This window comes from Ruegeria sp. CDSA021, assembly GCF_059612325.1.
Genome location: NZ_JBXWQJ010000028.1, coordinates 1 through 25,253 on the forward strand (window position 1 = coordinate 1; position 25,253 = coordinate 25,253).

Consider the following 25,253-nt stretch of genomic DNA (forward strand, 5'->3'; position numbering starts at 1 on the left):
GCCTATATGCCGATGCTGATGACGGCGGAAAATGTGGCGCAGGTATATGGGATCAGTCGTGACGCCCAGGATGAATATGCTGCACTTTCCCAAGGTCGGACGGCCCGGGCTCAGGCTGCTGGCGCCTTTGATGACGAGATTGTCCCGATCACTGCGATAAAGCGGGGCAAGAATCGCGAAACCGGAGAGGAAACCCTGGAAGAAGTGACCTTGTCAAAAGACGAAGGCAACAGGCCGGGTACGACGGCCGAAACACTTGGCCAGCTGAACCCGGTTGTCGAAGGAGGACTGATCACTGCCGGAAACGCAAGCCAGCTTTCTGACGGGGCCTCGGCTTGTGTGCTCATGGAAGGCAAAATGGCTGAGCAACAGGGTCTCACACCGCTAGGTATCTATCGCGGCATGGCTGTTGCAGGAAACGCACCGGAAGAGATGGGGGTCGGCCCGATCTATGCCATTCCAAAGCTGCTTAAGAATGCAGGTCTTCGCATCGAAGACATCGGCCTTTGGGAGCTTAACGAAGCCTTTGCCTGCCAGGTTCTCTATTGCCGCGACCACCTTGGGATTGATCCCGAAATCTACAACGTGAACGGCGGTGCGATATCGATTGGCCACCCCTACGGCATGACAGGTGCGAGACAAGTCGGGCACGCTCTGCTTGAGGGGAGGCGTCGTGGCGTAAAATACGTGGTGACCTCCATGTGTGTTGGCGGAGGCATGGGGGCCGCAGCGTTGTTCGAAGTCGCCTGACCCCACTGAAATGAGTTCAAGCAGAGCGTTATCTGGTTGAGACATTGACATTCTGTCATCTGCGAAGGCCGCCATCTGCAAGCCTGCGTTTCATGTCGACCGGAATTGGTGATACCTCCTGAGGCGTTATGACCAATGTCACGCCAACGATCCTTTCCACGGTTTCCAGCCAGTTTGTCGATGACTGGCTGGCGGCGCTGCGTGCCCTGTGCCCAGAGGCGCAGATGGCGTCGCTGCTTAGCCGGTCCGGTCTGAACGCGGATACGCGCTCGCCGAATGGTCGCGTCACGCTGGATCAGATCGTTTGCCTCTATCAACTTGCCGCAGTTGAGACCGGTGATGAGATGATGGGGCTTTGGAGCAGACCCGTCCGGCCGAGGGCCCTACAACATCTTCTGACCACTGTCAGGGAAGCCACGTCTCTTGCATCGGCGCTCTACCGGTTTTCAACGTTCTGGAACTTGTTGCTGGATGATTATCAGTTTGATCTGGAGGACGCCGACAACGCGTTGGTGCTTACCCTGAAACCACAAGGCGAAGTGCCGCTTCAGCGGTTTGGACATATGCTGATCCTCAAACTTGCCCACGGGCTCATGTCTTGGCTGGCAGGGCACGAGGTTCCGGTCAGGGGCGTCGATTTCGCATTTGACCGCCCGGACTTTGATCAGGATTACGCGATCATCTTTCCCACACCGCTACGGTTTGGCCAACCCGCCACCGCCATCGCGTTTGACCCGAATGCACTGGGTCCAGTGCAGACTCGAAGTACAGCTGATCTTGACCGGTTTTTGCAAAACGCGCCCCGGGACTGGATCTTCACCTCTTCGCGTGAACACACCCAATCGCTGCGGGTGCGCACTTATCTGGGCCAAACGGGATGGGACGCGGCGACCCTGACCCAGACAGCATCCGCAATGCACATGACCCCGCGCACCCTGATCCGCAGGTTGCAGTCGGATGGGACGTCGTTTCAGGCGATCAAGGATGCCCTGCGGCGCGACATCGCGATCCGCGATCTACAAGCGGGACGCAAAAGCGTTGAGGCCATCGCACATGATGTCGGCTTTTCCTCGGCTGCCAATTTCCACAGGGCCTTTCAACGCTGGACCGGCAGTACACCCAGCGCATATCGCAAATCACATACATAAGCGGCCATTTGTCACTTTTGGACAATTATCTGTCAGCACACGAGATAGAGCTTAACGGGCTGGCTCGCTAAGTCTTGCCGCAGAGAAGCATTTTCAGCTGAAGTTTCGCCTTCATAGCTCATCAGTCCGGCCATCCACGATTGCCGGGTTGTGGCGTCATCTGAGAACAATCGCCATTGAAAGGATCCATCAATGTCAGACAAACTCGCCACCATACTCCAGGCCGCACGCGACCACGCCGAGCAGGTCATCCTGCCCAATGTGGACGCCTGGAACGCCACGAAGACATGGCCCCGTGATGCGTCAGACAAGGCCGGGGCCGTTGGCCTGACGGGGCTCTACGCCCCCGAGGAGTTTGGCGGCCAGGGCTTGCCACTTTCAGAGGGCATTCAGGTCTACGAACAGCTGGGGCTCGGAGATGGCGCTTATGCCTTTGCCCTGTCGATGCATAACATCTGTACGTTCGCGGGCTGCGGCTATGGCACAGATGCCTTCAAGGAAAAATGGGCGCGAGACCTGACCTCTGGCCGCAAACTGGCGAACTTTGCACTGACCGAACCGCAATCCGGATCGGATGCCACAAACATGTATTCGCGGGCCGTGATCAATGACGACGGCACATGGACGATCAGCGGTGCGAAGGCATGGGTCAGCCTGGCGACCGAGGCTGATATCTATTTCACCGTGGTCAAGACCAGCAATGAGCCCGGCCACCAGGATATGGCGATGATCGCCATTCCAGCCGATGCGCCGGGCCTCAGCTTTGGTCCGCTCTACGACACCCCGTCCTATAACTTCCTGCCGCTGGCCGAGATGTACATGGACACAGTCGTGGTGAGTGACGACAACATCATCTTGCCGATCGGTCAGGGCTTGCAAGGCTCGCTCATGGCGATCGATATCGCCCGCGTTTCGATTGCGTCAGGATGCTGTGGATTGATGCAAGCCGCATTGGACACGGCGCTGTCCTATTCCAAGAACCGCAAGATGTTCGGTGGCAAGAACCTCGATCTGGACGGGATCCAGTGGATGCTCGGCGAGGTTGCAACCGATCTTGAAGCCTCCAAGCTGCTCTATCGAAGGGCGGCAGAATCCCTTGGCACACCCGAAGGCCCTCTGATGGCCGCTCATGCCAAACGGTTTGTGCCAGATGCCGCAGTGAAGGCTGCGAACACCTGCACGCAAGTGATGGGCGGTATGGGGCTGTTGCAGCCCTATGGTCTGGATCGTTTGTCCCGCCTCGCACAAATGCTGCGGATCGTGGACGGGACGACCGAAATCAGCCGGGTGGTCATTGGGCGGGCCCTGCAAAGACGAGCGGCGACCTTGCCTGACCTGCCAGTACCGAAAGGATTTGGTGAAACCGGCTGAACGTCCCACCCCCGGTGAAGCGGAACCAACCTGAAAATCTCCTCTGAGATCGGTAAAGTCGAAAGACCAGCCGCACACATGCGGCCGGTTACTCGAGATTGCAGACCTTGGTGCAAACGCAGCGGATTCACCCTTTGTCCGCATCTTGCCCATTTAAACGCAGCGCAGCGAACACCCGGAATGTCCTGCGATAAGATTTCGCCCCAATCTGAACAGTCCCCACATTGCTCCAATCCGGTAATCTCGCTGTTCCCGGCAACACATTCGCCAGCGCAAACCGTTGGTGGTTTGTGAGGCGCTTTTCTGTGTATGTTTTCGTCGCGTATCAAGCCCCAGTGATGGCAGCAAACAAGATCGGAGTGCGAACAAACATCTATTATGTCCTCCGTCGTTAAAGGGTGTGGCCATCATCTTCATGGACGTGGGTGGCCTGTTCGCGGATATGGGTAATCTCTTGCACCACTGCGGCAATCTTGCTGGATGAAACCTGGTGCAGCTCACCGACAACGGCCTCAGCGCGCTCGTAGCTGTCCGGAACGCCTTGGCTGTTGAAGTGGGCAGCAGCGGTGGAAATGTCCGCGTCTTTCCAAGTCGCCGTTGTGCCGACTGAAACGCTGTCATGATCGTTGTAGCGGGCCAGGAACTTGTTTCCGTCGAGACCGAAGCTGTTGGCGGCCACCACAATGTCATCACGCACAGCCAGCCATTTTTCGGCCTCGGACGGGTCCAGGTTGTCCAACTCGGCTGCATTCATGGATGTGGTGTAGCTGTCATCAGCAACAGTGTACGCCTGCAGGTCGGTGTCGTATGGGCGCAGTTCAGCAACATCGCCCTTCAGCTCTCCGATCTGCACGTCCATTTTGGCGCGCAAGTGCGGATCTTCGACCTCTCGGGCAAGAGCCTCCATGTTCTCGATGGATTTCACGATGTCTTTGGTCTGCTGTTCGTAGTTCTCGAAACCGGCCTGCCCCAAAGCTGATTGCATATACTGAACATAGCGATCACCGGGCGACTGGTAGTCGTCGGAATCCTGAAAACCTTTGTCGCCGGACAGATCCGCAAGGGACGAATAATAGGGGTGATACAGGTCGTATTCCTGAGCATCGTTCATGTGCTGAGAAACCAAAGCCTGCATATCGTTCAGATCAACCGGCTCCCCTGACCGCTCGGCAGCCTCCAATTCGATTTTCAGTTCTTCGACCAGATCTTGTTGCGCCGTATGTTCGTCAACACGGCGGTTGGCCTGGTCCTCGATGTCAAAGCTCTTTGAAGCGATGGCGGCACGATCATAGCCCATTGCCTGCTGCTCTTTCATGATGATGTCGATCTGCTCAGAAACGCGATCCTCGCGCGGGGCGGATTGATCAAATTGGGAATAGGGTGCGAAGTGTTCGACTTCGTTCAAAAGATAGTCTGTACGCGAAACCATAGTTTTCCTTTGCGAGTTGATGGATAACTCAGTGATGGATCTGCTCAGAGCATTGGCGCACTCTTCGGGCAGACCGGGTGAAGTCCTATAGGCTGTGACCGTCATCGTCACCGTGCCCTTGCAAGAGCGGGTGCGTTGCGTGGGCGTGAACGTCCGAAAGTTCTTCTGAGATTGCGATGATCTTGGAAGAAGCAAGCTGGTGCAGCTCGTCGACAACGGCCTCTGCCCGGTCGTGGCTATCCGACAATCCTTGAGCCTGGAAGTGGGCTGTGGCGGTCGAAATGTCGTCGCTGCGCCATCCCATTGTTGTGCCCAAAGTGACGTTCTGATGATCGCCAAAGCGGGCAACGAACGCCTCGCCATCGAGGCCGTAGCTGCTGGCTGTGTCGGTGACTTCCTTGCGGATCGCCGCCCACTTGTCGGCCTCTGGATAGTCCAGGACATCCATTTCAGCGGTGCCCATTCCCATCATCGTTGAATAGCGGCGGTCCTCGATGATGAAGGCTTGAAGGTCCGGATCGTTGGTGCGCAGATCCGCAACGTCGCCCTTCAGCTCGCCAATTTGAATATCCATAGCGACACGCAGATGAGGGTCGTCAACCTCACGGGCAAGCCCTTCCATCTTGTCCATGGATCGCAGCAATTCATTGGTCTGAGTCTGGAAGTCCTCATAGGCCCCCTCGCCCAAGGTGTCCTGCATATAGACATCGTAACGGCGTGATGCCGGGGCGTAATCTGCGGACCCCTGGAACTCCTTGTCATCCACAATGTCAGCAAGGGCAGACAGATACAGATGGCTCTGTTCGTTGTCCCGAACGTCGCTGATATGGGCAACAACCTGAGCCTTCAGCTCGGGCGCGATTGTTTCCTCAGAACCGCCTAATTCGATGTGTCGCCGCAAGTTACTCATGACTTCGGGCGACACATAAGACGGGTCTCCCGGCTCACCGTAATCATCAAAATGATGGGCTTGGTCCAATAGATGTTCCATTCTCGATACCATAGGTTCCTCTCCTTCAACGAGCTTGATGGCAAACTCTTCGATCCGGTCTTTGATGGCGTTGGCGCGCTCATCAAACAGATCCGACATTCTTGCGATGGATAGTGTCATCACATCGGCGGCCATGTCGCGGGCCGTAACTTCGACGTCCGGAGTGGTTTCAACAACCGACATTCCGGCCTGAACTTTCCACGTATCGGTCTCGACTTCCTGCCGCAAACCGCGCTCAAGGCGGGTCGTTGCGGTCAGCTCAATTCCGTATTCCTCAGCAACCTCGACCTGGATAGAGCGCTGGACGTCGATGTTCATTTCGCTGCTCATACCCATAGCCAACCACTGCCCATGTTCGACGCCTCGGTTGTTCACAACGATGTGGACATGGGGGTTGTCAGTGTCGTTGTGGAACACAGTCAGGTAGTCCCAGGTATCGCCAAAATCACCGCTGCCAAATAGCCGATCTGCGAACTCCAAACCGGCCTCATGAGCGGCGTCCGGATAGGTGCCTTCGGGAAAAGAAACGATCATGTGACGGGTGTAACCGTAGTTGGTTTTCCCGTTGAAATCCTCGGCCCAAGTCTCGATCAAATCACTGACCTGATCCGCATCGAGCGGGGTCACGCCATTGTCTCGGATGTCCAACACGCCCTCTGCCCTGACGGTCAGATAGTTGATCTGGCGGCGCAGCTCATGCGCGTTTTTCACCCCGCCTTTGCGGACGTGTTTCACAACCGCCTCGGGCTTTCCAACCACGGCACCAAGCCGTGCTTTGATGGATGAGGCCCGCGAAACCATGAACTTCATGCGTTTGGCGGTCTGCAATTGTTGACTGATGCGCTTAGAATGATCGACACCTTTCTGAGCCTCACGGAAGGCAAGTTCCAGGAAGTCTCCGGCTGTCAGACCGTGGGCTGCGGCGTTCATTCTTCAGGTGCCCAATCGTCGTCACGCAAGATCCGGCGAATGGCGGATTCTGGCTCTCGGTTTCGGCGGGCCGCTGTGATCATCGCCTTCAGGTCTTGCCGGTGCTGGATGATCGCGCGATGGAGATTTTCGACGTCGCGGCGGTCGTCATCCGTCCAGATCACCGTGCCGCGCTTGGCCGATTTCGCAAGCTGATTGAGGTTGGTGTACCCGCCCTGAACCTGCCGCAAATGCTTCTGCCAGAGATCCACAACAGCGGGGTCAGGATCGAGATAACCGATCAGGCGATAGATCAAACGCTGGATGATCTGGTTGCGGCTCTTGATCCCGAGCGCGTCCACGGCTGCCTCCAGACGCTCCAACGCATCCACGGGCAATCGCACGGAAAAGACGGTGGTGTCAGAGGGTCTGCGCTCGCTCATTCAAAATCTATCTCAGGTTGTATTTTGAGTTTGTAACACAACTACCTTATCCTGTCATACACTCCAAGAGGAAACCGGGGGTGATTTTAGAAATCCGCATTTTCTCAAATCGCCCTCGGAGCAGTTTTGCTCTTGGAGGCAATCTCCACGCCGGGAAAAGGGTCCCGCCCCTTTTCCAGCCAGCAGGCGTGGGTGCCGGTGGACCGGCGCAGGGCAATCATGCACCGCATGGGCTGCACGAACAGCGCCCGTCACATACCGGCACGTTCAAGTTCAGTATGGCATTTTCCGCGCGCCTCAGCGCGCTCAGTTTCCCGCCGCATGCGCGGCGGGTGTGGCAGGATTGAGAGCTGCCGCACCGCGGAAGGTCACCGCCCCTGCCCGGTCCTTGGACCGCGCGCCACACGTGGCGCATCTGTGGTCCGGGTTTTGGCCGGAGCAGAAGAAAGGGCGGCTTGTGCCGCCCTGCCCTTATGTCATTCGGTGACGGGATCGTCATCGGTGCGCTTCGGGAAGGCCACCATCTCGACGCCGGGGAACATGCTGTGCTTGACCTGGATCGAGGTGATGTTGCCAGTCTCATCGGTGTTGACGAAGAGAACCCCGCAACGATCCCAGAAGTTTTTGCCTTCTTTTTCACCGGTCTTGACGTTCAGTTTCAGAGTTTGAGTTGCCATTGTTTGATCCTCGCTATGACGTGTTTCGGTGAACATGGGAAAAGCGGGCATCAAGGGGACGTCAGCAGGGAATTTGGTCCGCGCGGAATGCGCCGCAGGCGCAGGGGAAATCCCCTGTTGAAGCGCGATGCCCGGACCGGGCACCGCGCGTCTTCCCCGACTGCCCGCTTATGTTCATCCCTTCAGAAACACGGCAGCCTAGGATTTTCTGAGGCAACGAGTTTGAAACTGTCAGGCCAAGTGAAAAGGCAAAAATTTCTGGGATCGTTGCACGCGGGTCATTTGAACGTAGCGATGTAGTTTATGGCAGCAACATTGCTTCGGTCCGACGCAGGCGCGGCGCACAGTTTCGAGTGCGGAGTGCGGGGTGTCCTTTCTCAACCGGTATGACACTCGTCCTAAAGAATGGAGGGCCGCTAGCGGTGCAAGTCGCCCTGTTGAATTGGCGGAGGCCAAAGACCGGACGGTCCGGCCCTAGTCCGCGCTTGCGCGGATCAGGTGATCAGCCGGACTCAATTTGGCGGGGTGGAATCTGACCAAATAACTTCCGCCACCACTCAGACTTGAGCTTCGCTGCCAGAAGCAGAATTGCCTGGTCCAGGCTCATCGGGCGAACTGGAGCACGAAGCTTTCAAGGAAAGGGTACCTGTTCATCCGAAAGTCTTGAACGCACTTGAGCAATATCAATGGCCGGCTAACTGGACGCACTGGTTGTCACCCATCCACACTCAAATTCATTCCGGATTGCGAATGCCCGCTCCCATCAAAACCGGCATCGTCCGCGCATCAGAATTGATTTCGAATACTTGTTCGACCCGAATGGAGCCTAGTCGTGCCGCCTCCAGCGCGGCCTTCATTTGATTCAGCGTCAATCCAAAGCCGTCATCATCTGACGCTTGCCAATCCCACTGCACAAAATGCCCACCCTTGTTGAGCAAACCCGCCAGTACTGCCACGGCGCCACTGTAATCTGGAAGAAAGGCGCAAACGGAAGACGCGCAGATCAAATCGAATTCTGAAAACTCATTCCCTAATTCCGGAACATCTCCAGCCAGCATATCTCCGTGAACGGCCCTGACATTGTGCAGCTGTTTGTTCTGAAGGACGTCAATCATATTCTCCGAAGTATCAACCGCGAAAACTTCCGCCACATGCGGTGCAATTTTCTCCGCCAGCAATCCGGTACCACATCCAAAGTCGAGCACGCGTTTTGATCGCCAATCCTTCCCACGAAGATTCAAGTGGTCGTCGAGCGAGGCAAAAGCGTGGTTTGCGTAGCGTCTAACGTCGCTGTTGTCGTCCCAGCCATCCGCATAGTCGTTCCAGTCATCGGTCATGTTGCTTACGCTTCCTTGTGGGATTTCATCGGCTCCAACACATCTACGCTGAGGCAGACGCATCGATACGAACGCGCGACATTGGCTAGGTTGGCGACAACAGTCAACATGGGTTTGGAACGGCATATGGAAGGAATAGAGGCGACTTCGGCAAGCCTCTGCCGACAATCTTTCCCGCAAGAAAGAGGCCCACCGAAGCGGGCCACAAGTTTAACCGAAGGAAAGTCTCGAGGTATTGAAACCAGGCTAACGCTTGCGCGCGCGATCGACAACACCGTCGGCTGATATCGTAGCGATCCTATCCTCGGTGCGGCGGGTCATTTCCACCCCGTCACCCGTCATATGCGCCTCGGCAAACTCGGTGAACTTGAAGATACTGCCATCGGCTTCAACATGGGTTTCATCTTCCGCCGAGCGGCGTATGACCGACCCGTCATGTCGGATTTCGATGATCGTGTTGTCGGCCATGCGGACCGTCACAGAATGCTCATCCACGGCGACACCCTGCCACCACATTTCCGCATCGCGGCGCACAACAATACGGTTCGGATGCAGCTTGATCTGCACGTCCTGTGCCGCCTCTGGATCAGCCGCTTTCACAACAACGATGGCCTCTTGCGCGCTGGGGTCACCATGGATCGACGCGCTCCCGTTTTTCGGCGGCCAGAGCTTTGGCTGTTCGCGCGGTTTGCCCTTCTGATCCGTATGAAACCCGACAAACATCTGCGCGGATTTCCAGACACGGCGAGCGGCTTTTTCGAGCTTGTTCGAAGTGGTGTCCATGGGTCTATCCAAATCCGTTTTGATCAAGTGATCGCTTTTGAGAATGAGCCGGGTGACCGACCTCTGTTAGCTATGCGCGACGGGGTGTTCACGCAATGCCACTTTGAGTTTTCCTCATTGAGGATGACACAGCCAGAGATTGATAGGCAGGGCGCTGTGCGCCCTGCCCCATTGGGTTCAGAAGCAATCCGGCACCCAAGCGTCGATGTTCGCTTTCTGTGCCTCTGACACACCCAATGCCACCTGATGTTTTGCATCGTTGAACAGCTTGTGCATCGCCTCGTTCTTCGCGCCTTTCTTGGATTTCGCAAAGGCTTTGAACATATCCGTGTCGCCATGCAGGTCCAGCAGGTCCTTGTAGAGATCATCCAGTTGCCAGCCTTTCAGCCGTTTGAAGCAGTTCTCAGCAGAGGGGGTCCAGATCGCGCGCATGCCGGCACCAATCTCAGCCTCGATCTCGCCCATGAACTCCGGGCGTTGGGTCAGGAACCGCCGGGCCAGAAAAGCTGTGATCTCTCCATTGCGGGTCTTCTTGCCCAGATCGCGAAACGCTTTGAACGCCTCTACGTTGCCTTGTGCGGCCATTTCGTGGAACTGATCATAGGCTGCCTCTGCTGCCGCATCCCGCTCCCCGCCAAGACGCGGGTCGAGGATGAACTGGTCGTCGATTTCCGGCGTATTCCGTTCAGCGCCGCCAAAGCCAAACAAGGTGCTGGTCAGACCGGAGGCCGGGGTGGTGAAGAACGCAAACAGGCTCAGCACATAGTCAGGCTTGTCCAGCAAAGCCGTTTGAACCGCCGCCAGCCGGATCGCCACCATGTCGTCGATGAACTTCTGCGAATAGGCAGGTTTTGGTTTCTCTTTGGCCTCGGACTCTTTGACCGGGGCCAGAATACCGGCCTCAATGGCGGCCTGGAGATGTTCCGCCGCGACATAGGCCGAGGATGTTTTGATCTCGCCAGTGTTGCCGACATAGACAAACACACCGGACAGCATGCGCTGATCGTCGGAGTAAAACGGCGCGGCATAGTCTTCGAGCGCTGCAAGCTCCTTTTCGCCATCTTCATCCAGAGCCTCAGCCTCATAGAGTTCGGCCAGTTCGTCATACCGCTCGGCCTGTTCTTCGGTGAAGTCCCGGCTCACCATCTCCAGACGGTGCATGCCTTCACTTCCCGAGAACCGATAGGGAATGTAGCTTTCGTCATGGGTGTCCACCCAGTCCCAGCCTTCCGCTTCGCGCAGCTTTTCTGCTTCTGTCGCCAGTTTCTCAGCAAAGAGACGGTCCAGTAGCTCACCTTCATTGAACAGGGTCTCATCGGCAAAGAGATCGGTGGTGACCGTGCCGCCGGCTTCAACATAAGCCTCCTGCCCGACAAACACAGCCTTGCGGTTGGTGCTGCTGACAGCCTCAGAGGTCAGGGCCTGTTTGACATCATGCTCACTAAACCACCGACACTCTTTGGCCTGTTCCAGCACCTCCAGAATTTTCTCTTCCTCGGTGCTGACTGTCATGGCCTTGGCCAGCCCCATGCTGATCTCATCGGCTTTGAGCGCGTCCAATACGGCGGCAGGCAGACCGGCCAATGCGAGGCGGCGGCGCACATGGGCTTCGGTCACGCCGAACGCGTTGCTGATCTTGGCAACAGACAGGGATTTCTCCGCCATCTTGCCATAGGCGCGGACCTCGTCCACCGGGTCCAGTTCTTCACGGGCGGTGTTTTCCGCATTCGCCCATTGCTCGGCCACAAACGGATTATCCGTGACTTTGACCGGCACCTGTGCCAGATCGGCACGTTCGGTCACGGCGATGTTCAGAGCTCGCAAGCGGCGGCCACCGGCGACGATGGCGACTTTGCCATCTGCGTCGCGCAGACCGCTGAGGTTCTGGATCAGGCCGCACATGACCAGACTGTCGGCCAGCAGGGCAATGCCTTCCTCAGAAACCTCCTGACGCGGGTTCAATTCAGACAGGTAGAGATCGGTCAGGGCGATGGCTTCGATGATTTCCGGTGCGGTGAATGTTTCGAGTTTGCTCATGGGGCAAATCCTTGTTTGAGTGTTTTGCTTTGTGTTAAGGGTGCCCTACCCCTCGTGGGGGTAGAGCGAGGCCGCTTAAACGGCTGCGTTTTGGATCAGGAAGCGGCGTCCGATGTCGAAGTCATCGCCCTTCCTGATTAGCGCCCACGCTTCTGCGATACGCTGCTGCAAGATTTCATTGCTCATGGTGTTCACCTCCTTTCTGGTTTGGGATTGGGATCAGTATTCGCTGGGGCACATGATGGTCAGGACGCGACGCGTCACTGCGGGGTCAAACGGGCGGTCGGAGCCGTATGTGTAATCCGCGTCGTAAAGATCGATTTTCCAGAACAGCTTTTGGCCGCTGACGATCACCGTCCCGAATGTGTGATCACCATAAGGGTCATTGCCTTCATCGAACTGGTCATCCGACGCCACCGCCTTCAAAGCTGCGGTCTGGAACTCCATCCCTTCGCCTGACACGCCGGGCGTGACAAACACCTGCCCCTGAATGCCTTTGGACTGCATCTCAATGGCTGCAGTCGGATCGATCAGGGCTTTCCGAAACAGGTCATTCTGGACCGCAATCTCTGCCGCCTGAAGGCTGGTGTCATTTTCGATGTCATTTGTCGTCTCAAGGTTCAAAACCGTCTCTCCTCTCATGGTGTGACCTCCGGGGCTGATCCCCTTTGGTGCTGGTTTTGAGCCGAGCCCTGAAAGGGCGTCGTCTCTAAAACCTGCCCCGTGGCGAACGCGGAGAGGGGCGAGACAGGACAAATCGACAAGAGTGGTGCGGCCCGCAGCGCAACGCGCGAGGACACGGTCTTGTCTATTTGTCTTGTCCGAGGGGGGAGGCCGCGCCTTCCCCCTGACGTCGGGGGGGCGTTTGGCTTGCCCAAATCCCGCCTGACCAACAAAAAAGAAGCCAAAGGATCTTTGATCCTGCGGGAGCGCAAAAGGGATCGTCACCCGAACGGGCAGATCACCACGGCATGGACCGACCATGACCCAAAGCCCCTGCCCGGCTCGCAAGAGACGGTTCAGGGGCTACTGGGGCAGGGAGATCATTCTGGGGTGTTCTGGGTGGAAGCCGGCATGCCGACTGAAACCTAGAGCCCGGTCACGAGCCAGCTGGCTCGGGATTTGCCAAGGGACAAAGGCCGCAGCCCGAAATCACTCACCGACCGGAACATACCCTCGTCGGAGCTTTTGCTTTTCAAGGTTATGAAGCGCTTCACTAGCTTGGGCTGCGTCTTCGTACGTCACCAACATGGCTTGCCCGTTTGTGCCGATACGTCCCCAGGTACGAAGAACAGAAACTTCGCCAAACAACGTCGGCTGCAACTCTATTCCATAGAACCGCGCCATGTTAACGTCGGGGTCCACATGGATCAGGTGGACAGGTGTCGTTGCTGTCAGTTCCATGACGCGATTGTCGGTCAATTCAGCCCTTCTGTCCAATGACATTGCGAAATCAATTCCCGGGAAAGGACCCTGATCCTGAACGGAAAATGACATCGAATGCATCCGCTACTACTATAGCTGACCAATATGTAGGTAATAGGATCTGCCATGTTTCGTTTTCTACTATTTGCTTTCGTGATGGGTCTTGCCGCCAACGCGGGTGCGGCGCAGACACCGCCTTCGGCTGATGAGGTCGCGCAATACGACGGTCTCTTCGCAGCCGCTCACACCGGCAACGAAGAAATGATCCGGCAACTCGTTGCGGCAGGGGCAAACGTCAACGCGCGGGACTCGTGGGGTCGCACACCAGCCCATGTGGCCGCGTTTGCTTCAGAGGACGAGGCATTGAGTGCACTGGCTGAGGCTGGCGCCGACATGAATGCACTTGAAGATCAGGCCTACGACGTGGTCACGATTGCGGCCGTTGCAAATGATCCGGAACTGATGACGCTCGCCATTGAGCTCGGCAACGATCCCGGCCTCACGACCAGCCCTTATGACGGAACCGCTCTTATCGCGGCCGCGCATCTCGGTCATGTCGAGATTGTCAGACGGCTGATCGCCGCCGGCGCGCCTCTGGACCATGTGAACAATCTTCATTGGACAGCCGTTATCGAAGCCGTTGTGCTTGGCGACGGCGGCCCGGATCATCTTGCGGTTCTGGATGCCTTATTGGCTGCGGGTGCTGACAGATCGCTTGCCGATCGTAACGGAATTACCCCACTCGAACACGCCGAACTTCGCGGATTTTCCGAGATGGCAGAGCGGCTGAGAACAGAGGATTGAGGCCTGTCCGGCAGGCGGAAGCGGTGAGTTTCACCGGACAGGCACCGATGGCAGCTTGGATATGACCGACCTCGGGTCAAGGTCTCGGCGTGGTAGAGTGGCGACAAAGATGAAGACATCCCAAGGACAACGGCAAAATGAACAAGATCGGAAAAAGTAAACAGGTCGGCTACAGCGCGCTTGTTTGCGCGAGGCGCAGCTTTCTTGCTGCATCAGGCTTTGGCGCGCTGACGGTCGGCTTGAGTGGCTCTGTCCTGGGCCAAACTTCTTCGGGTGCGGACGACGCTATACCTCAGCCAAGTGATCCCAAAGATGCCTCATTCATGGAGCGCGCCTTCGAGATGCGTCAGTATGCGATTGACCATGGAGATCAAGGGTATGGCGCAGTTGTGGTGCGCGACAATGTCATTATTGGCCAGTCATGGAGCAGGGTCATCTTGGATCAAGACCCCACGGCCCACGCTGAAATGGCCGCGATCAGGGATGCCGCGCGACGCCTTAATCACCGAGATTTGACCGGATCGGTCATGTACTCATCCTCCCGACCATGTCCCATGTGTGAAGCCGCGGCATACTGGGCTGGAGTCCGCCTGATGTTCTACGGCCGGAAAATCACGAGCGCAAGTTCCCCGAAGCTTTGCAGTTAGTATGGTTCTCAGCCATCAGCAACGTTTCATTTTGCATTCGCCTCCCACGGTGGGAAGTCCGGCCCACAACCGCCGTTGACCACCGGTCTCCTCCGCTGCGGTGCGGCCCGTCGAACCTGCCGTTCGCTGCGAGAGCAAGATTAAGGTCATGCTGAATTCACACAGTGCGGACAAAGTTGCCGTAGGCTCATCGCTTTCTGATGACTGGTCTCAGCCCAAACCGGACATTCGAAACTAGACTTTGCAATTTTCGAGATGCGGAAATTTCGTACTGTTCTGTTTGCAACGGCTGAGCCTACAATTGCCCTAATAGTTGGGGGCGACCCACTCACGTGCCGCCCCCCGCCATTCCGACCAAAATGAAGCCAGAACGGAAACTGCTACGCGGCATGCATCAAAGATTAACCCTCAGTCTCAATCCTAAGACCAGCGGATCGTTCGAATTTGATCCGGGATTTTTCAAGTATTGCACGTCTGCCGTCAGCGCCAGATTGTCAGCCAGGTCCAAACGGTAGAAAGCTTCAAGTGTCGTTTGATTGGGCAATCCTGGTGTCGTCAGCTCAGCAACAGTGGCCGCTATGCCAAAGAGATCATCATAGGTGCCAGGTCGCCACATCAAGCCTGCGTTGACTGCATGCCTGGCCAACGCACCGCCGCCATTGGACCATCCCAGCCGTCCGAAGATCATCAGTTGGTTGTCGAATGTATGGTTGGCAGAAAGTGTGGCTCCATATGTTTCCGGTACGCCAACTTGTTGGCGCGCATCCGTGTGAAACATCCCCAGATGAACGTTTGTCAGAAATCGTTTTGATTTTTCGGGCGTCCAGCCGATCTCGGCGTATTTGAAGAATTCGCTACCCCCGGAAAACCACTCAACGTCTGTGAGAGACCCATTGGCATCACTGACCACCCCTAACGCGTAAATCTGATCCGTCAGATAGCCGCCGACCGTGACACCAAAACCGGGATCGGGGATTGGCAACACCGGGCTAAACAGGATTGAAAAGTTCGAAAAGGTCGTTCGTGGGTTCACGTAACCCAGAATGTCAGAGTAGTCGCCCGGATCGATCCGACCCGCCACCACTCCTCCGCGCCCGTTTGCGAAGGCTTGTTGCCAGTAAGCTACCGACAAGGTCGTGTTTGTGTCCCCAAACGTGACCGCGGTTGCCCCTTGATATCCAATTTGCGCAGGAAGCGCTGAAGGTGCAATGGACTGGTCCAACCGGTGTCGGTTCTCCAGAATAAAGACAAGGCTACCTGGGTTTTCACCACCCCGGTTTGCCAATTCCCACGTCCCGATCATCCTGAGCTGACCGGATGCAGATTCGTCCTGCCCGGTCAGGCTGTGAGAACTGCGTTGGTATAGAGCCTGGTAATCAAAGCTGAGCGCCAATCCGGTGTTTTCCCGAAATCGACCCAAAGCGGTCTCGGCTGGATCAATGGCACGGTCCAAACCGGGCCAACGCGAATCTTCCAGCCGGCGCAACCTGTCTTGCTCCTGCTGCGCGCTGGCTGATCCCGGACCACCCAACGATACCTGGGCTGCGGCCTCCAGTTTCGCCTGAGCAGAATTTTCCTGGGCATCAGCAGCACCGCCAAATAGTGAAAAGGCGCTCAATAATGCAGTGGCAAGGGTCGGTCGTGGTGGAAGGTACGATCTCTGGTGCGACAAACCTCCAATCACTTTACGTCATCCACAGCTTTGATTTCGGGAACACGTTCCAGCGCCACGGCCATGTCCGCACTGCTCATCAGTTCGATCATCTGGTAGTCATCGAGCAGTCCATCCCCAAGACGGCTGACGTAAAACGCCTGAATGAACGTGGAATCGTCCGGAAGTGAGACCGTGATGTAGTTCTTCCCGTTTCCGAGCCCCCAATAGTAACTGAGAAGCTCTCCGCCAAGCGCCTCAATTCCACCTTTGACGCTGGCTGCACGATCGCCCGGATTTGCAATCTGCATTCCCCAAGCGGTACTGTTGGACGCGCCGATGAACAGAAACGTGCGCATTTTTAGGGTGTCTTCTGCAGTGGCCAATGTGGCGCATCCCGCCATAAGAGCCCCCAGGATAAGATGTTTCATTGTACGTCCTTTCGATGGTGAACCTGCAGCGAGACGAGGCAAATCCGGAGGTTGGATGAGGTTATTGGTTCTCTGTTTGAGATTGACGGCTTTGCTTGAGCTTTTCGGCGAGACCTTCCGCCCAAGCCTTGGTGGCGGCTGATGGATCGGTAGTGCCCACTGACTGGCGGACGTCATTTTTACTGAACGTTTGAACGTCAGCAACATCCATTTCGAAGGTGGCACGCATTGAAACGGAACCGTCTACTACCAAAATCCGCTCATCCGACGGCTGGATTTGCAACTGTCCCGTCACAACAATTGGTTCATACATCTCGGTCGGCTTCCAGCCATTGGTCAGACGCAAGCGAACCATCTGGTTTGGCGGTGGTGGTGGTACGTGGCTGCACATTCCCCGCTCTGGAACCAAATAGGCAACTGGCGTACCGTCCGCTGATGCGGGCGCGGGGATGACAAATCCAGCCAGCTTAATGATTGCCCCGTCCTTAGCCGGATTTCCGGCTTCTCCTGCCAGCTTTCTCCGGTCGGCGACAACCCACCTTTGGGAAATAAGCCAATCGGCATCTACACCTTCGTTGGAAAGGGATTTCTTGACCTCGGCCAGCGTCTCCGCAGCATCTGCCGACGGATTTTCTCCTTCCAATTCAGATTGCAATTTCACCACCTGCCGCAAGCCGTCGATCTGTTCGTAACTCAGATCACGGAAAGGGTCCTCGTAGGATTGAACGCCTTGGTCGATTAGGTCGGCCCAATTGATCTGCGCAACCTCTGCAAAAAGCGGGTTTCCTGCAATAATAACAGCAAGGGCAGAAATGAATTGGCGCATGTTAGGTTCTCGCTTTCTGGTTTCCGGGGCTTCCAGCCAACTTGGAAAGCTGGCTGGAGATTTTAATGAACTCTCTTCCCGTCCATCCAGGTTTGCTCCACTTCGATTTCGCTGATTTGTTCGGCGGTTACTTCGCGGGGGTTTTGGGCAAGGATCACGAAATCGGCCAGTTTGCCGACCTCAAGACTGCCGATCTCTTCTTCTGACAAGAGTTGAAATGCCGGAACGCTTGTAACCGCCCGCAGCGCCATATCGACCGAGGCTCTTTCATGTTCGCCCAATACTGTCTCCGGGTCCGTAAAAAGGGATCTTGTGACTGCAGCTTCTACCATTTCCAGAGGAGAAAGAACTGAGACAGAATAATCCGTGTGCAAAGAATAGGGCACACCGGCTCTCTCAAAGCTGCCGGTGCGATCCAATTTTACCGCTTTTTCAGGGCCGAACACGGTATCCCGGAACGCTCCTCCCCAGTAGAGTACGTGTGCAATCAAGAAAGAACACGAGATGTCCAGTTCTTTGAGCTTGGCGATCTGATCGTCTTCGGTGATCGAGCAATGTTCAATACGCGGTCGAACAACGTCAACGCCTTCTGCACGGGCTCTTTCGACCGCAGCGATGATGTTGTCGATGGACGCGTTCCCATTTCCATGCATGGCCATCTGACCGCCGCGTCTTGTCCCGTCATATACCGCGAAGTTGATGTCGTTCTGGAGCATATACGCGAGCCCGTAGTTATCCGAATTCAGATAGGGTTCGCGCTGCAGCCCTGTGTATGCCTGATTTGATCCATCTGCCGAAATCTTCCAGCCGATGACCCGCGCCATGGCATCACCCTGCCCAGGTTCAACGCCCGCTTCGTCCCAAGCGTCGAGTTCTGCCCATTGAAGATAGCTACGTGTACGAATTGGAAACTCAGCGTCAGCACCGAGAGCTTCAAAGACTTCCCAATCTCCGGGATTGGCAACCCCGGCCACGCCAACGGCTGTCAGCCCTTTTGTCGCCCAATCCTGAGCGATTGCCTTTGTGCCTTCGACGCGGTCGTAATTTTGATAAGGCTCAATAACGGACAACGCACCGAACAAAAGCGCCCCACCGGACAAGTTTCCGTCTGGACGGCCGTCGTCGAACCGCCCGAATTGTGCACCCTCGGGATCCGGCGCGTCGTCAGTCACCCCCATCAAGTCCAAAACAACAGAATTTACGGTCATCTTGTGACCACCCGCCTGCCAGATGACCATCGGCGTGTCGGGCGCGATTGAATCCAAATGATCCCGGGTAACAAGGCCATCGGCAAAGGATTGCGTTGCCAGATCGAGGTTCACGAACAATGCCCAATCGGAAGGTCCTTGGCCATCTGAGGCTTCTTTCATGTACTCAAGTGCCTCTTCGACTGTGGAAAAACGGTCAACTCCCACATTGTCAAAGACAGAAGAGGCACCGCCGCCGACAGGATGAGTATGCGCATCAATGAAGCCAGGCATAATTGTGCTTCCTGCCATATCAACAACCGTTGAACCTTCCCCAGCTTCGGCCATCACATCCGCTTCAGCCCCGACCGCTAGAATACGGCTGCCCCGGATCGCCATCGCCTCCGCCACCGAGAATTCGTCATCAATGGTCAGGACGTTGGCATTGGTGAAAACTGTTGTGTCTTGGGCTTGCCCAAATCCAGCGGAAACGCTGAGAACTGCGGCGAGTATCGGAGATATACGCATTGGTTTCTTCCTTGAGTTGGGCGACTACTGTTTGGGCTGTCTGCCTGCGCCAGAAAAGGTTCGATCCGGCGCAGGCATGGGCAGATTGCAAAATGCCTGAGCTTTTCAGTCCAGCGTATTCTTGTAGAACTTGCCGTCCTTCATGATTACGCGGATGGTATCAAAGCCTTCTTGGCGGGGTTCTGCGTCAAACCATTTCGGTTGGGCTCCCAATACGGACAAGTCTTCAAGCGGGTTGCCATCGACGATCAGGATATCGGCATAGGCACCTTCTTCAATCACGCCCAGTTTCTCGGGGTAAGGATTGCGTTGTCCCGTCAATTGCGCCAGCTCGCCCCCCGCCGATGTGGCCGAAACCAGCATGGCGTGATTTCCGAACCAGTCCGCAAACTGGTACTTTTCGAAATCGCGGTGAGCACGGCCCTGATCAAGCGTTGAAAGTACTGTATCAACATTGTGCACAATCTTGGGTTTGTACTTCTTGACCAGTTCAATGAGATCTTTGCTTTGGTCCTGAGCAACCGCGAGTTTGATACCTGCGGGCGTGCCGGGCGCAAAGTTGGGGTGCTCAAACAGGATCGGTGAGAACCCCGCCGTATTAAGCGACCAGATAATACCTTCATCTGCCATGCGCTTTACGGTTTCTTCGGTGACCATCTGGCCGTGGTCAATGACCTTCACTCCGGCATCGAGAGCCAGTTTAACAGTCTCGTCTGTATAGGCGTGTACGAACACATATGTGTCATAAAATGCGGCCGCGTCCACTGCGGCTTTGATCTCTTCCACGCTGTATCCAACGGACCAGAGGGGGTCCAATTCAGAGGAAACACCACCGCCAACCGTAAGCTTGATCTGCGTGGCGCCGAAGCTGAGGTTTCTGCGCGCGGCTGCTCTGATTTCGTCTACGCCGTCTGCGACGACCGCGAGATTAAGTTCCTCGACCTGTGTGACAGGGCCACCTTCGGCGCGGGCACGCGGGCTGCGCCAGTCCGTGTGACCGGATTGCGGACCGATGCAGGCACCGCTTGGGTAAACCCGCGGTCCGACGACTATGTCCTGATCGATTAGTTTCTTCATCGCATCGCCTTGACCACAGGCATCGCGAACCGTCGTGTACCCATCCATGAGGTAGTCACGCGCGTTCGCAGCCGCCATTGCGCCAATACCATCCCAATTGGCATATTCCGCGCCACCAAAGCTTGTGAACAGACCGGTCAGGTTCAGGTGAACGTGGCTGTCGATCAAACCCGGCATCAGCGTGCGTCCGTCGCCGTCGATCACGGTGGCGTCCGGCGCGTCAATGGCGTCGGTCGAAACTTCCTTAATCAGGTTACCTTCAACCAGAACGCTGGCGTTTTCGATCCGCGCTTCGTTCACACCGTCAAAAACATGGACGTTGGTGAACAGTGTTTGAGGCAAAGCGTCCTGCGCAAACGAAACGCTCGCCGCGAATACGAACGCGCTTGCCGTCACTGCAATCTGTTTAAGCTGTTTCATCGAGTGGCCTTTCTTTCAGTGTTTTGGTGCGCGGGATGCCGAGGTAACTTCACCCCGCGCGACACTCAGTCGAGTGTGTTCTTGTAGATCACGCCGTCTTTCATGATCAGATCGAAGTTGTTCTCGTAGTCGGTCATGATCAGGGCATCCTCGACCGGGTTTCCTTCGACGAGCAAAATGTCCGCATAGGCCCCTTCTGCAATCACGCCGAGTGGACCCGCGGGATAGGGGTTGAGTTGACCTGACAGGGCAAGCAATTCACCGGCCTTAGACGTAGCCTGCAAAAGAACTTCATAAGAAGACCACTCTTCGAGTCGATACTTGAATTCATCGTTCTGCTTGGTGAGCGCCGCAGGGTCCCCGATGATGTCGGTGGAAAAGGCGACCTTTTCGATGCCGAATTCCTTCAGAAGTTTCATCTGGTTTCTGGCGCCAGCTTGTACGGCCAGGAACTTGGGGGCGGCGAGCGGCCCAAGCACCTTGATGACGACTTCTTCATCCAACCCCAGAAGAGAATAGTAGGGCACGACCCAGACATCCGCGTCCTTGATCGCCTGCGCGCCGACTTCGGTCATCAATTGCGCATGGTCGATACTCAGCACACCGGCTTCGATGGACCGCAGAATGCTCTCGTCATTGTAGACGTGGACAAGGACGTAGGTATCCCAGTCCGCCGCGGCTTTGACCGCAGCTTCCAGTTCTTCGGGCAGGTATTGCACCGTGTGGAGCGGGTCCACACTGGAGGATACGCCACCGCCCGCCATGACTTTGATTTGCGATGCTCCGAGGCGAAGCGCTTCGCGCGTTGCGCGCAGAACTTCCGGGACACCGTCAGCGAGAAACTCAAGGTGCTGGTTGAAGAACGACGGCGAGGACCCTTCGAAGTTGGGGTGCGGTTCCGTGTAGTGCCTGTGCTCGCCATGTCCGGAGGTTTGCGAGATCACGGGGCCGGACGGATAGATGCGCGGACCCACGGCCTTGCCCCGGTCGATGGCTTTCTGAAGTCCCATCGCCGGTCCACCCGCATCACGGACGGAGGTGAAGCCGCGCAACAGCATCTTTTCTGCTTCGACCGTGGAAACCGCGCCCCAGTACATCCAGTCAAAATTGTCCCTCAGGTCCGCAATCGGCTCGGTGATGGCCATGTGCACATGCGCATCAATTAACCCCGGCATCAGCGTGCGCCCGCCGCCGTCGATGATCTGAGCATTCGCCACAGCCAGAGGCTCGGTCGAGACCTCGGCAATCAGGTTGTCAACAACGAGAACATTGGCATTCTCGATCCGCTCTTCGTTCACGCCGTCAAAGACATGCACGTTGGTGAAGAGGATCGGAAAGCTTTCCTCCTGTGCAACGGCATGGGCTGAAGACAAAAGACCCGCGACAAGGGTCGTCGTCAGAATTTGGGCCAGTTTCGACAGCATTGTGGCATTCCTTTCGGCGAATCAAAGAAGTCGGGTTCCCAATGTGAGTTTAGGGACTGAGCCAAAAAATTGCCTGACACCTTGTCAGAGGTTGAAAATTAGTTTTGGCAATCTGCAAGGTTCGACGCGTTTTCGGTGGAAGTTTCCGGCGCCTCTGTCCTAGTTTCAGCGAACAGGAGGCGCGATGACCGGCGAACGTATCAAGAAATCGGACAAGACACTGCCGCTCGTCAGGGCGTCCGTTGCGGGTCCTGTTGTCGCCGCCCTTCGCAAGGTGAGCATCGAACCGGCGTTCGTCCTCGATCCTCTGGGACTAAATGAAGCCCAGGTGATGGACCGGCAGAATTTCGTGCCCCATGACACGGTTTACCAGATTTTTCAGGCTGTAGCAGATGCCTCATCACCGGTGTTCTGCGCCAAAGTCGGTCAGTCCGTCGACCTTGTTCGGTTTCTGCCACATGGCAACATGTTGGCGGACGCTCTGACTCTCGGAGACTTCTTCACAAGGTTCACACAGGCGGTATCCAAGGAATCCAATGCTGTCACCCAATCGCTCCTTGTCGAAGACGAGCACGCGTATTTCCACGCCAGACGAAACTTTGCCGTTTCTGTTTCACCGGCGCAGGCCGATGCGTTTCTGGCCAGCGTCTGGATATCCCTTTTGCATCGGGTTCTGGATTTCAGATGGGACCCCTACCAGGTCGTTCTGCAAGTCAGTGATCCGGATGCGCTCCCCGAACAGTTTCATGGCGTCAAAGCAATCCAGTGTGCGCCGCAGGGGTTTTCTATCAGGTTTCCATCAAACTGGCTGAGCTACCAGCTGACGCAGGAGGCATTGGAAAACCCGTCAGACCTGAGGATTAAAGAGAATGATCTGGCCGCACCGCAGGACTTTCTTGCCGGACTGGAAGGACTGATACGGGTGCATTTGGCTGAACCGGAGTTTGGTGTCGATGCCTTAGCCGACCTTTGTGGCTTTCATCGCGAAACGCTTAACAACCGGCTGAAACCCTATGGTCTGACGGCCTCGCAGGTGATTGCGCGATTAAGACAGGATGCCGCTGAAAACCTTCTCGTCGAAGGCAACACTTCCGTAGGCGAAACAGCGCGAAGGCTCGGGTATGCCGACCCCACAGCGTTCTCTCGGGCGTTTCGTAAATGGACGGGCCTTTCTCCGGCAGCCTACAAGAAATCAAACCGGAAGGACTAGCATTGCTCCTGAACATCGCCATCGGTCTTCTATCTGCATTTTTTCTCTTTGCTTCATCCATCAAGATTTTTGGGTGGCAAAAGAAGATTTTTGAAATCCAGTTGGGCATGTTCGAAAGCTACGGCCTCAACAGGCAGATCATGTTCCTCGTCGGATGCGGAGAACTTTTCGGGGCAATCGCCATCTGGTTTCAATCGTCCTGGATCGGGCCGCTAGGAGCACTTGCGTTGCTAAGCACATCTGTCGGAGCGATATTTTGCCATCTAGTGTACGATACTTGGAAGCAGGGTATACCGGCGACGATAACAGGGACACTTGCGGCTCTTGTTTTGAGCGCTGAGTATTCGAAACTTCTAAACGTGCTGTAACGACAGCCACCCGACCGATGCCAGGCAGCCCCGGGACAGCGATGGAACGTCTACAACGGGCCCTTATTCTCGAATTTGCGAAGTCCGCTTTCTGCGCATTGCTGTCATTGGGACATCGCGCAGCATCGGTCAAAATGGGCTCAGTGTTGCCGTTCTCCGCAGCAAGCATGATTGGCTGGTCCCCAGCCTGAAGCAGGCATTCACAATCACGCTTTTCAGTTTTGCACCAAGCCATTGACTAGGACATGCGCGACGTTCAGGAAATCATGTTGTCTGCTGTAAACGACTGAATTGGGCTCGGTGCCATCGTTGTCTGCTGTTAGCATGATTGGCCGCACGCAGCCCGAAGCGGACCTTCGCAACCAAGCTTTGCTAACTCCGAAATACACAACGAAACGGCCAGTTGCAGAGGTTGTATCGGCGGTGGCAACCAACCATTCATGTCGTCGACTAACCTGTTCAACGTCGCACTACAACTTCTCCGAACTGATCCCACGAGGACCTAATCTTCGAAGCGTTCATTTGGCTCGACCACATTTACTTGCTTCGGAACTTGGTCGGTGTCATTCCGGTTTGACCTCGGAAGAAGCGGGTGAAATGGGACTTGTCGGAGTAGCCGAGCATCAGGCCGATCTCCGCTATTGTCATCTTGTCTTCTCGGAGGTGCTTCTTAGCGACATCGACACGCAGCCGTTTGATCTCACGGGGTAGCGTTGTGCCTTGTTTTTGAAGCGCTTTCAGAAACCGTTCCGGTTGTATTCCCAGCATTCCAGCCACCATCTCTGGTCCCAAATCGGTTTCATCCAGTTTGTCGCGTAAGACAGATCGCAAAGCTGCCACCACGGTTACTTCTTCATCTTGTCGAAGTGATGCTATGGGCTTGGCAGAACCCTCAGAGACGTGGTGCAAAAACAACCATTCCACAGGAAAACTAATTTGCATTCCGGGATCAGTCCCAAGGCCAACCTCGATCCCTTTGTAGTCGATAGGCAGCCCATTGATGTATCTGCTTTCCCATCGCACACGGGAAGAGTCCCAGGACTCTCCGACGACGGTCTGCAATAGGCGTACATAGATTGCGGCACCAAAACCGGTCACCTGAATGGGTGGGACGGTTGGTTCCTGTTGCCTCTCGATACGATAAGTCGCTTTGTCTGCTTCAATGACAAGGCTGTGCCGCACAGAATTGGACTCCTGCGGCACGAGCTCAACAAAGCGGGTAAAAAACTCGAACAGCGTTTTTGTAGATTGCAAGGCTTGAGCGAAGGGCGGCCATCCTTGTAGGTCAAACGCTTCCCCTACATTCAATCCAAGGTATCGATCCCCGGACACGTCTGAGAAGGCATTCACCAAACCGTAGACCAGCTCTGAGTGAACGAA

At 56.0% G+C, this 25,253-nt stretch carries 24 protein-coding genes; 8 read left to right on the plus strand and 16 right to left on the minus strand.

The genetic code is table 11. The features are described from left to right. The 3 genes from AC2FLD_RS21475 to AC2FLD_RS21485 form a co-directional block, all read left to right on the plus strand. The coding region (locus tag AC2FLD_RS21475; RefSeq protein WP_496674168.1) for an acetyl-CoA C-acyltransferase at positions 1 to 750 on the plus strand (750 nt) is incomplete at its 5' end. 128 nt (positions 751 to 878) lie between these two features. Next, on the plus strand, positions 879 to 1,898 hold the full coding sequence (locus AC2FLD_RS21480) for an AraC family transcriptional regulator (protein ID WP_496674171.1): 1,020 nt from the start codon (positions 879 to 881) through the stop codon (positions 1,896 to 1,898). A 192-nt stretch (positions 1,899 to 2,090) separates the two neighbouring features. Then, positions 2,091 to 3,269: an acyl-CoA dehydrogenase family protein gene (locus AC2FLD_RS21485; RefSeq protein WP_496674174.1), complete on the plus strand. Its 1,179-nt coding sequence runs from the start codon at positions 2,091 to 2,093 to the stop codon at positions 3,267 to 3,269. A 391-nt stretch (positions 3,270 to 3,660) separates the two neighbouring features. On the opposite strand, the gene AC2FLD_RS21490 is transcribed toward AC2FLD_RS21485, so the two are convergent. The 8 genes from AC2FLD_RS21490 to AC2FLD_RS21525 form a co-directional block, all read right to left on the minus strand. Next, positions 3,661 to 4,698, minus strand: a complete 1,038-nt coding sequence (locus AC2FLD_RS21490; protein ID WP_496674177.1) for a hypothetical protein — start codon at positions 4,696 to 4,698, stop codon at positions 3,661 to 3,663. Positions 4,699 to 4,783: 85 nt separating this feature from the next. After that, a complete protein-coding gene (locus tag AC2FLD_RS21495; protein WP_142638770.1) occupies positions 4,784 to 6,619 on the minus strand; it encodes a relaxase/mobilization nuclease domain-containing protein in 1,836 nt (611 codons plus the stop codon). Next, positions 6,616 to 7,041 (minus strand): ribbon-helix-helix protein, CopG family, encoded by a 426-nt coding sequence (locus AC2FLD_RS21500; protein WP_496674180.1) that lies wholly within the window; start codon positions 7,039 to 7,041, stop codon positions 6,616 to 6,618. The genes AC2FLD_RS21495 and AC2FLD_RS21500 overlap by 4 nt, the downstream gene beginning before the upstream one ends. Positions 7,042 to 7,517: 476 nt before the next feature. Then, positions 7,518 to 7,718, minus strand: coding sequence for a hypothetical protein (locus AC2FLD_RS21505; RefSeq protein WP_142638766.1), 201 nt, complete (start codon positions 7,716 to 7,718; stop codon positions 7,518 to 7,520). A gap of 734 nt (positions 7,719 to 8,452) precedes the next feature. Next, positions 8,453 to 9,055, minus strand: coding sequence for a class I SAM-dependent DNA methyltransferase (locus AC2FLD_RS21510; protein ID WP_142638764.1), 603 nt, complete (start codon positions 9,053 to 9,055; stop codon positions 8,453 to 8,455). A gap of 246 nt (positions 9,056 to 9,301) precedes the next feature. Then, positions 9,302 to 9,838 (minus strand): hypothetical protein, encoded by a 537-nt coding sequence (locus tag AC2FLD_RS21515; RefSeq protein ID WP_282121162.1) that lies wholly within the window; start codon positions 9,836 to 9,838, stop codon positions 9,302 to 9,304. A 177-nt stretch (positions 9,839 to 10,015) separates the two neighbouring features. Then, complete coding sequence (locus AC2FLD_RS21520; protein WP_496674183.1) at positions 10,016 to 11,875, minus strand: ParB/RepB/Spo0J family partition protein; 1,860 nt, start codon at positions 11,873 to 11,875, stop codon at positions 10,016 to 10,018. Positions 11,876 to 12,094: 219 nt separating this feature from the next. Beyond that, positions 12,095 to 12,517, minus strand: coding sequence for a DUF3768 domain-containing protein (locus AC2FLD_RS21525; RefSeq protein WP_185956721.1), 423 nt, complete (start codon positions 12,515 to 12,517; stop codon positions 12,095 to 12,097). A gap of 228 nt (positions 12,518 to 12,745) precedes the next feature. On the opposite strand from AC2FLD_RS21525, the gene AC2FLD_RS21530 reads away from it, so the two are divergent. Beyond that, complete coding sequence (locus AC2FLD_RS21530; protein ID WP_185956720.1) at positions 12,746 to 12,967, plus strand: hypothetical protein; 222 nt, start codon at positions 12,746 to 12,748, stop codon at positions 12,965 to 12,967. 60 nt (positions 12,968 to 13,027) lie between these two features. Here AC2FLD_RS21530 and AC2FLD_RS21535 read toward each other — a convergent pair whose 3' ends face one another. Then, positions 13,028 to 13,372, minus strand: coding sequence for a WGR domain-containing protein (locus AC2FLD_RS21535; RefSeq protein ID WP_282121165.1), 345 nt, complete (start codon positions 13,370 to 13,372; stop codon positions 13,028 to 13,030). Between the two features lie 54 nt (positions 13,373 to 13,426). Here AC2FLD_RS21535 and AC2FLD_RS21540 point away from each other — a divergent pair, with 54 nt between their 5' ends. Further along, positions 13,427 to 14,104 carry an ankyrin repeat domain-containing protein gene (locus AC2FLD_RS21540; RefSeq protein WP_142638754.1) on the plus strand — a complete coding sequence of 226 codons (678 nt, stop codon included), beginning with the start codon at positions 13,427 to 13,429 and terminating at the stop codon, positions 14,102 to 14,104. Positions 14,105 to 14,241: 137 nt separating this feature from the next. Beyond that, a complete protein-coding gene (locus AC2FLD_RS21545; protein ID WP_142638752.1) occupies positions 14,242 to 14,751 on the plus strand; it encodes a nucleoside deaminase in 510 nt (169 codons plus the stop codon). Positions 14,752 to 15,145: 394 nt separating this feature from the next. Here AC2FLD_RS21545 and AC2FLD_RS21550 read toward each other — a convergent pair whose 3' ends face one another. The 6 genes from AC2FLD_RS21550 to AC2FLD_RS21575 all read right to left on the minus strand — a co-directional run bounded on the left by AC2FLD_RS21550 (position 15,146) and on the right by AC2FLD_RS21575 (position 22,295). Then, on the minus strand, positions 15,146 to 16,369 hold the full coding sequence (locus tag AC2FLD_RS21550; RefSeq protein WP_496674186.1) for a carbohydrate porin: 1,224 nt from the start codon (positions 16,367 to 16,369) through the stop codon (positions 15,146 to 15,148). A gap of 62 nt (positions 16,370 to 16,431) precedes the next feature. Further along, the gene (locus AC2FLD_RS21555) at positions 16,432 to 16,833 is read right to left on the minus strand and encodes a hypothetical protein (protein ID WP_496674189.1); all 402 of its coding nucleotides are present in this window, start codon (positions 16,831 to 16,833) and stop codon (positions 16,432 to 16,434) included. A gap of 61 nt (positions 16,834 to 16,894) precedes the next feature. After that, positions 16,895 to 17,659 carry a DUF3299 domain-containing protein gene (locus AC2FLD_RS21560; RefSeq protein WP_496674192.1) on the minus strand — a complete coding sequence of 255 codons (765 nt, stop codon included), beginning with the start codon at positions 17,657 to 17,659 and terminating at the stop codon, positions 16,895 to 16,897. Between the two features lie 62 nt (positions 17,660 to 17,721). Further along, positions 17,722 to 19,374: an amidohydrolase gene (locus tag AC2FLD_RS21565; protein ID WP_496674195.1), complete on the minus strand. Its 1,653-nt coding sequence runs from the start codon at positions 19,372 to 19,374 to the stop codon at positions 17,722 to 17,724. Between the two features lie 105 nt (positions 19,375 to 19,479). Further along, positions 19,480 to 20,871 carry a metal-dependent hydrolase family protein gene (locus tag AC2FLD_RS21570; RefSeq protein WP_496674198.1) on the minus strand — a complete coding sequence of 464 codons (1,392 nt, stop codon included), beginning with the start codon at positions 20,869 to 20,871 and terminating at the stop codon, positions 19,480 to 19,482. 65 nt (positions 20,872 to 20,936) lie between these two features. Further along, positions 20,937 to 22,295, minus strand: coding sequence for a metal-dependent hydrolase family protein (locus AC2FLD_RS21575; RefSeq protein ID WP_496674201.1), 1,359 nt, complete (start codon positions 22,293 to 22,295; stop codon positions 20,937 to 20,939). Positions 22,296 to 22,479: 184 nt separating this feature from the next. Here AC2FLD_RS21575 and AC2FLD_RS21580 point away from each other — a divergent pair, with 184 nt between their 5' ends. Next, positions 22,480 to 23,505, plus strand: coding sequence for a helix-turn-helix domain-containing protein (locus tag AC2FLD_RS21580; protein WP_496674204.1), 1,026 nt, complete (start codon positions 22,480 to 22,482; stop codon positions 23,503 to 23,505). Then, the gene (locus AC2FLD_RS21585) at positions 23,454 to 23,873 is read left to right on the plus strand and encodes a DoxX family protein (RefSeq protein WP_496674206.1); all 420 of its coding nucleotides are present in this window, start codon (positions 23,454 to 23,456) and stop codon (positions 23,871 to 23,873) included. Before AC2FLD_RS21580 ends, AC2FLD_RS21585 begins: the two co-directional genes overlap by 52 nt. A gap of 537 nt (positions 23,874 to 24,410) precedes the next feature. Here AC2FLD_RS21585 and AC2FLD_RS21590 read toward each other — a convergent pair. Next, the coding region (locus AC2FLD_RS21590; protein ID WP_496674209.1) for a helix-turn-helix domain-containing protein at positions 24,411 to 25,253 on the minus strand (843 nt) is incomplete at its 5' end.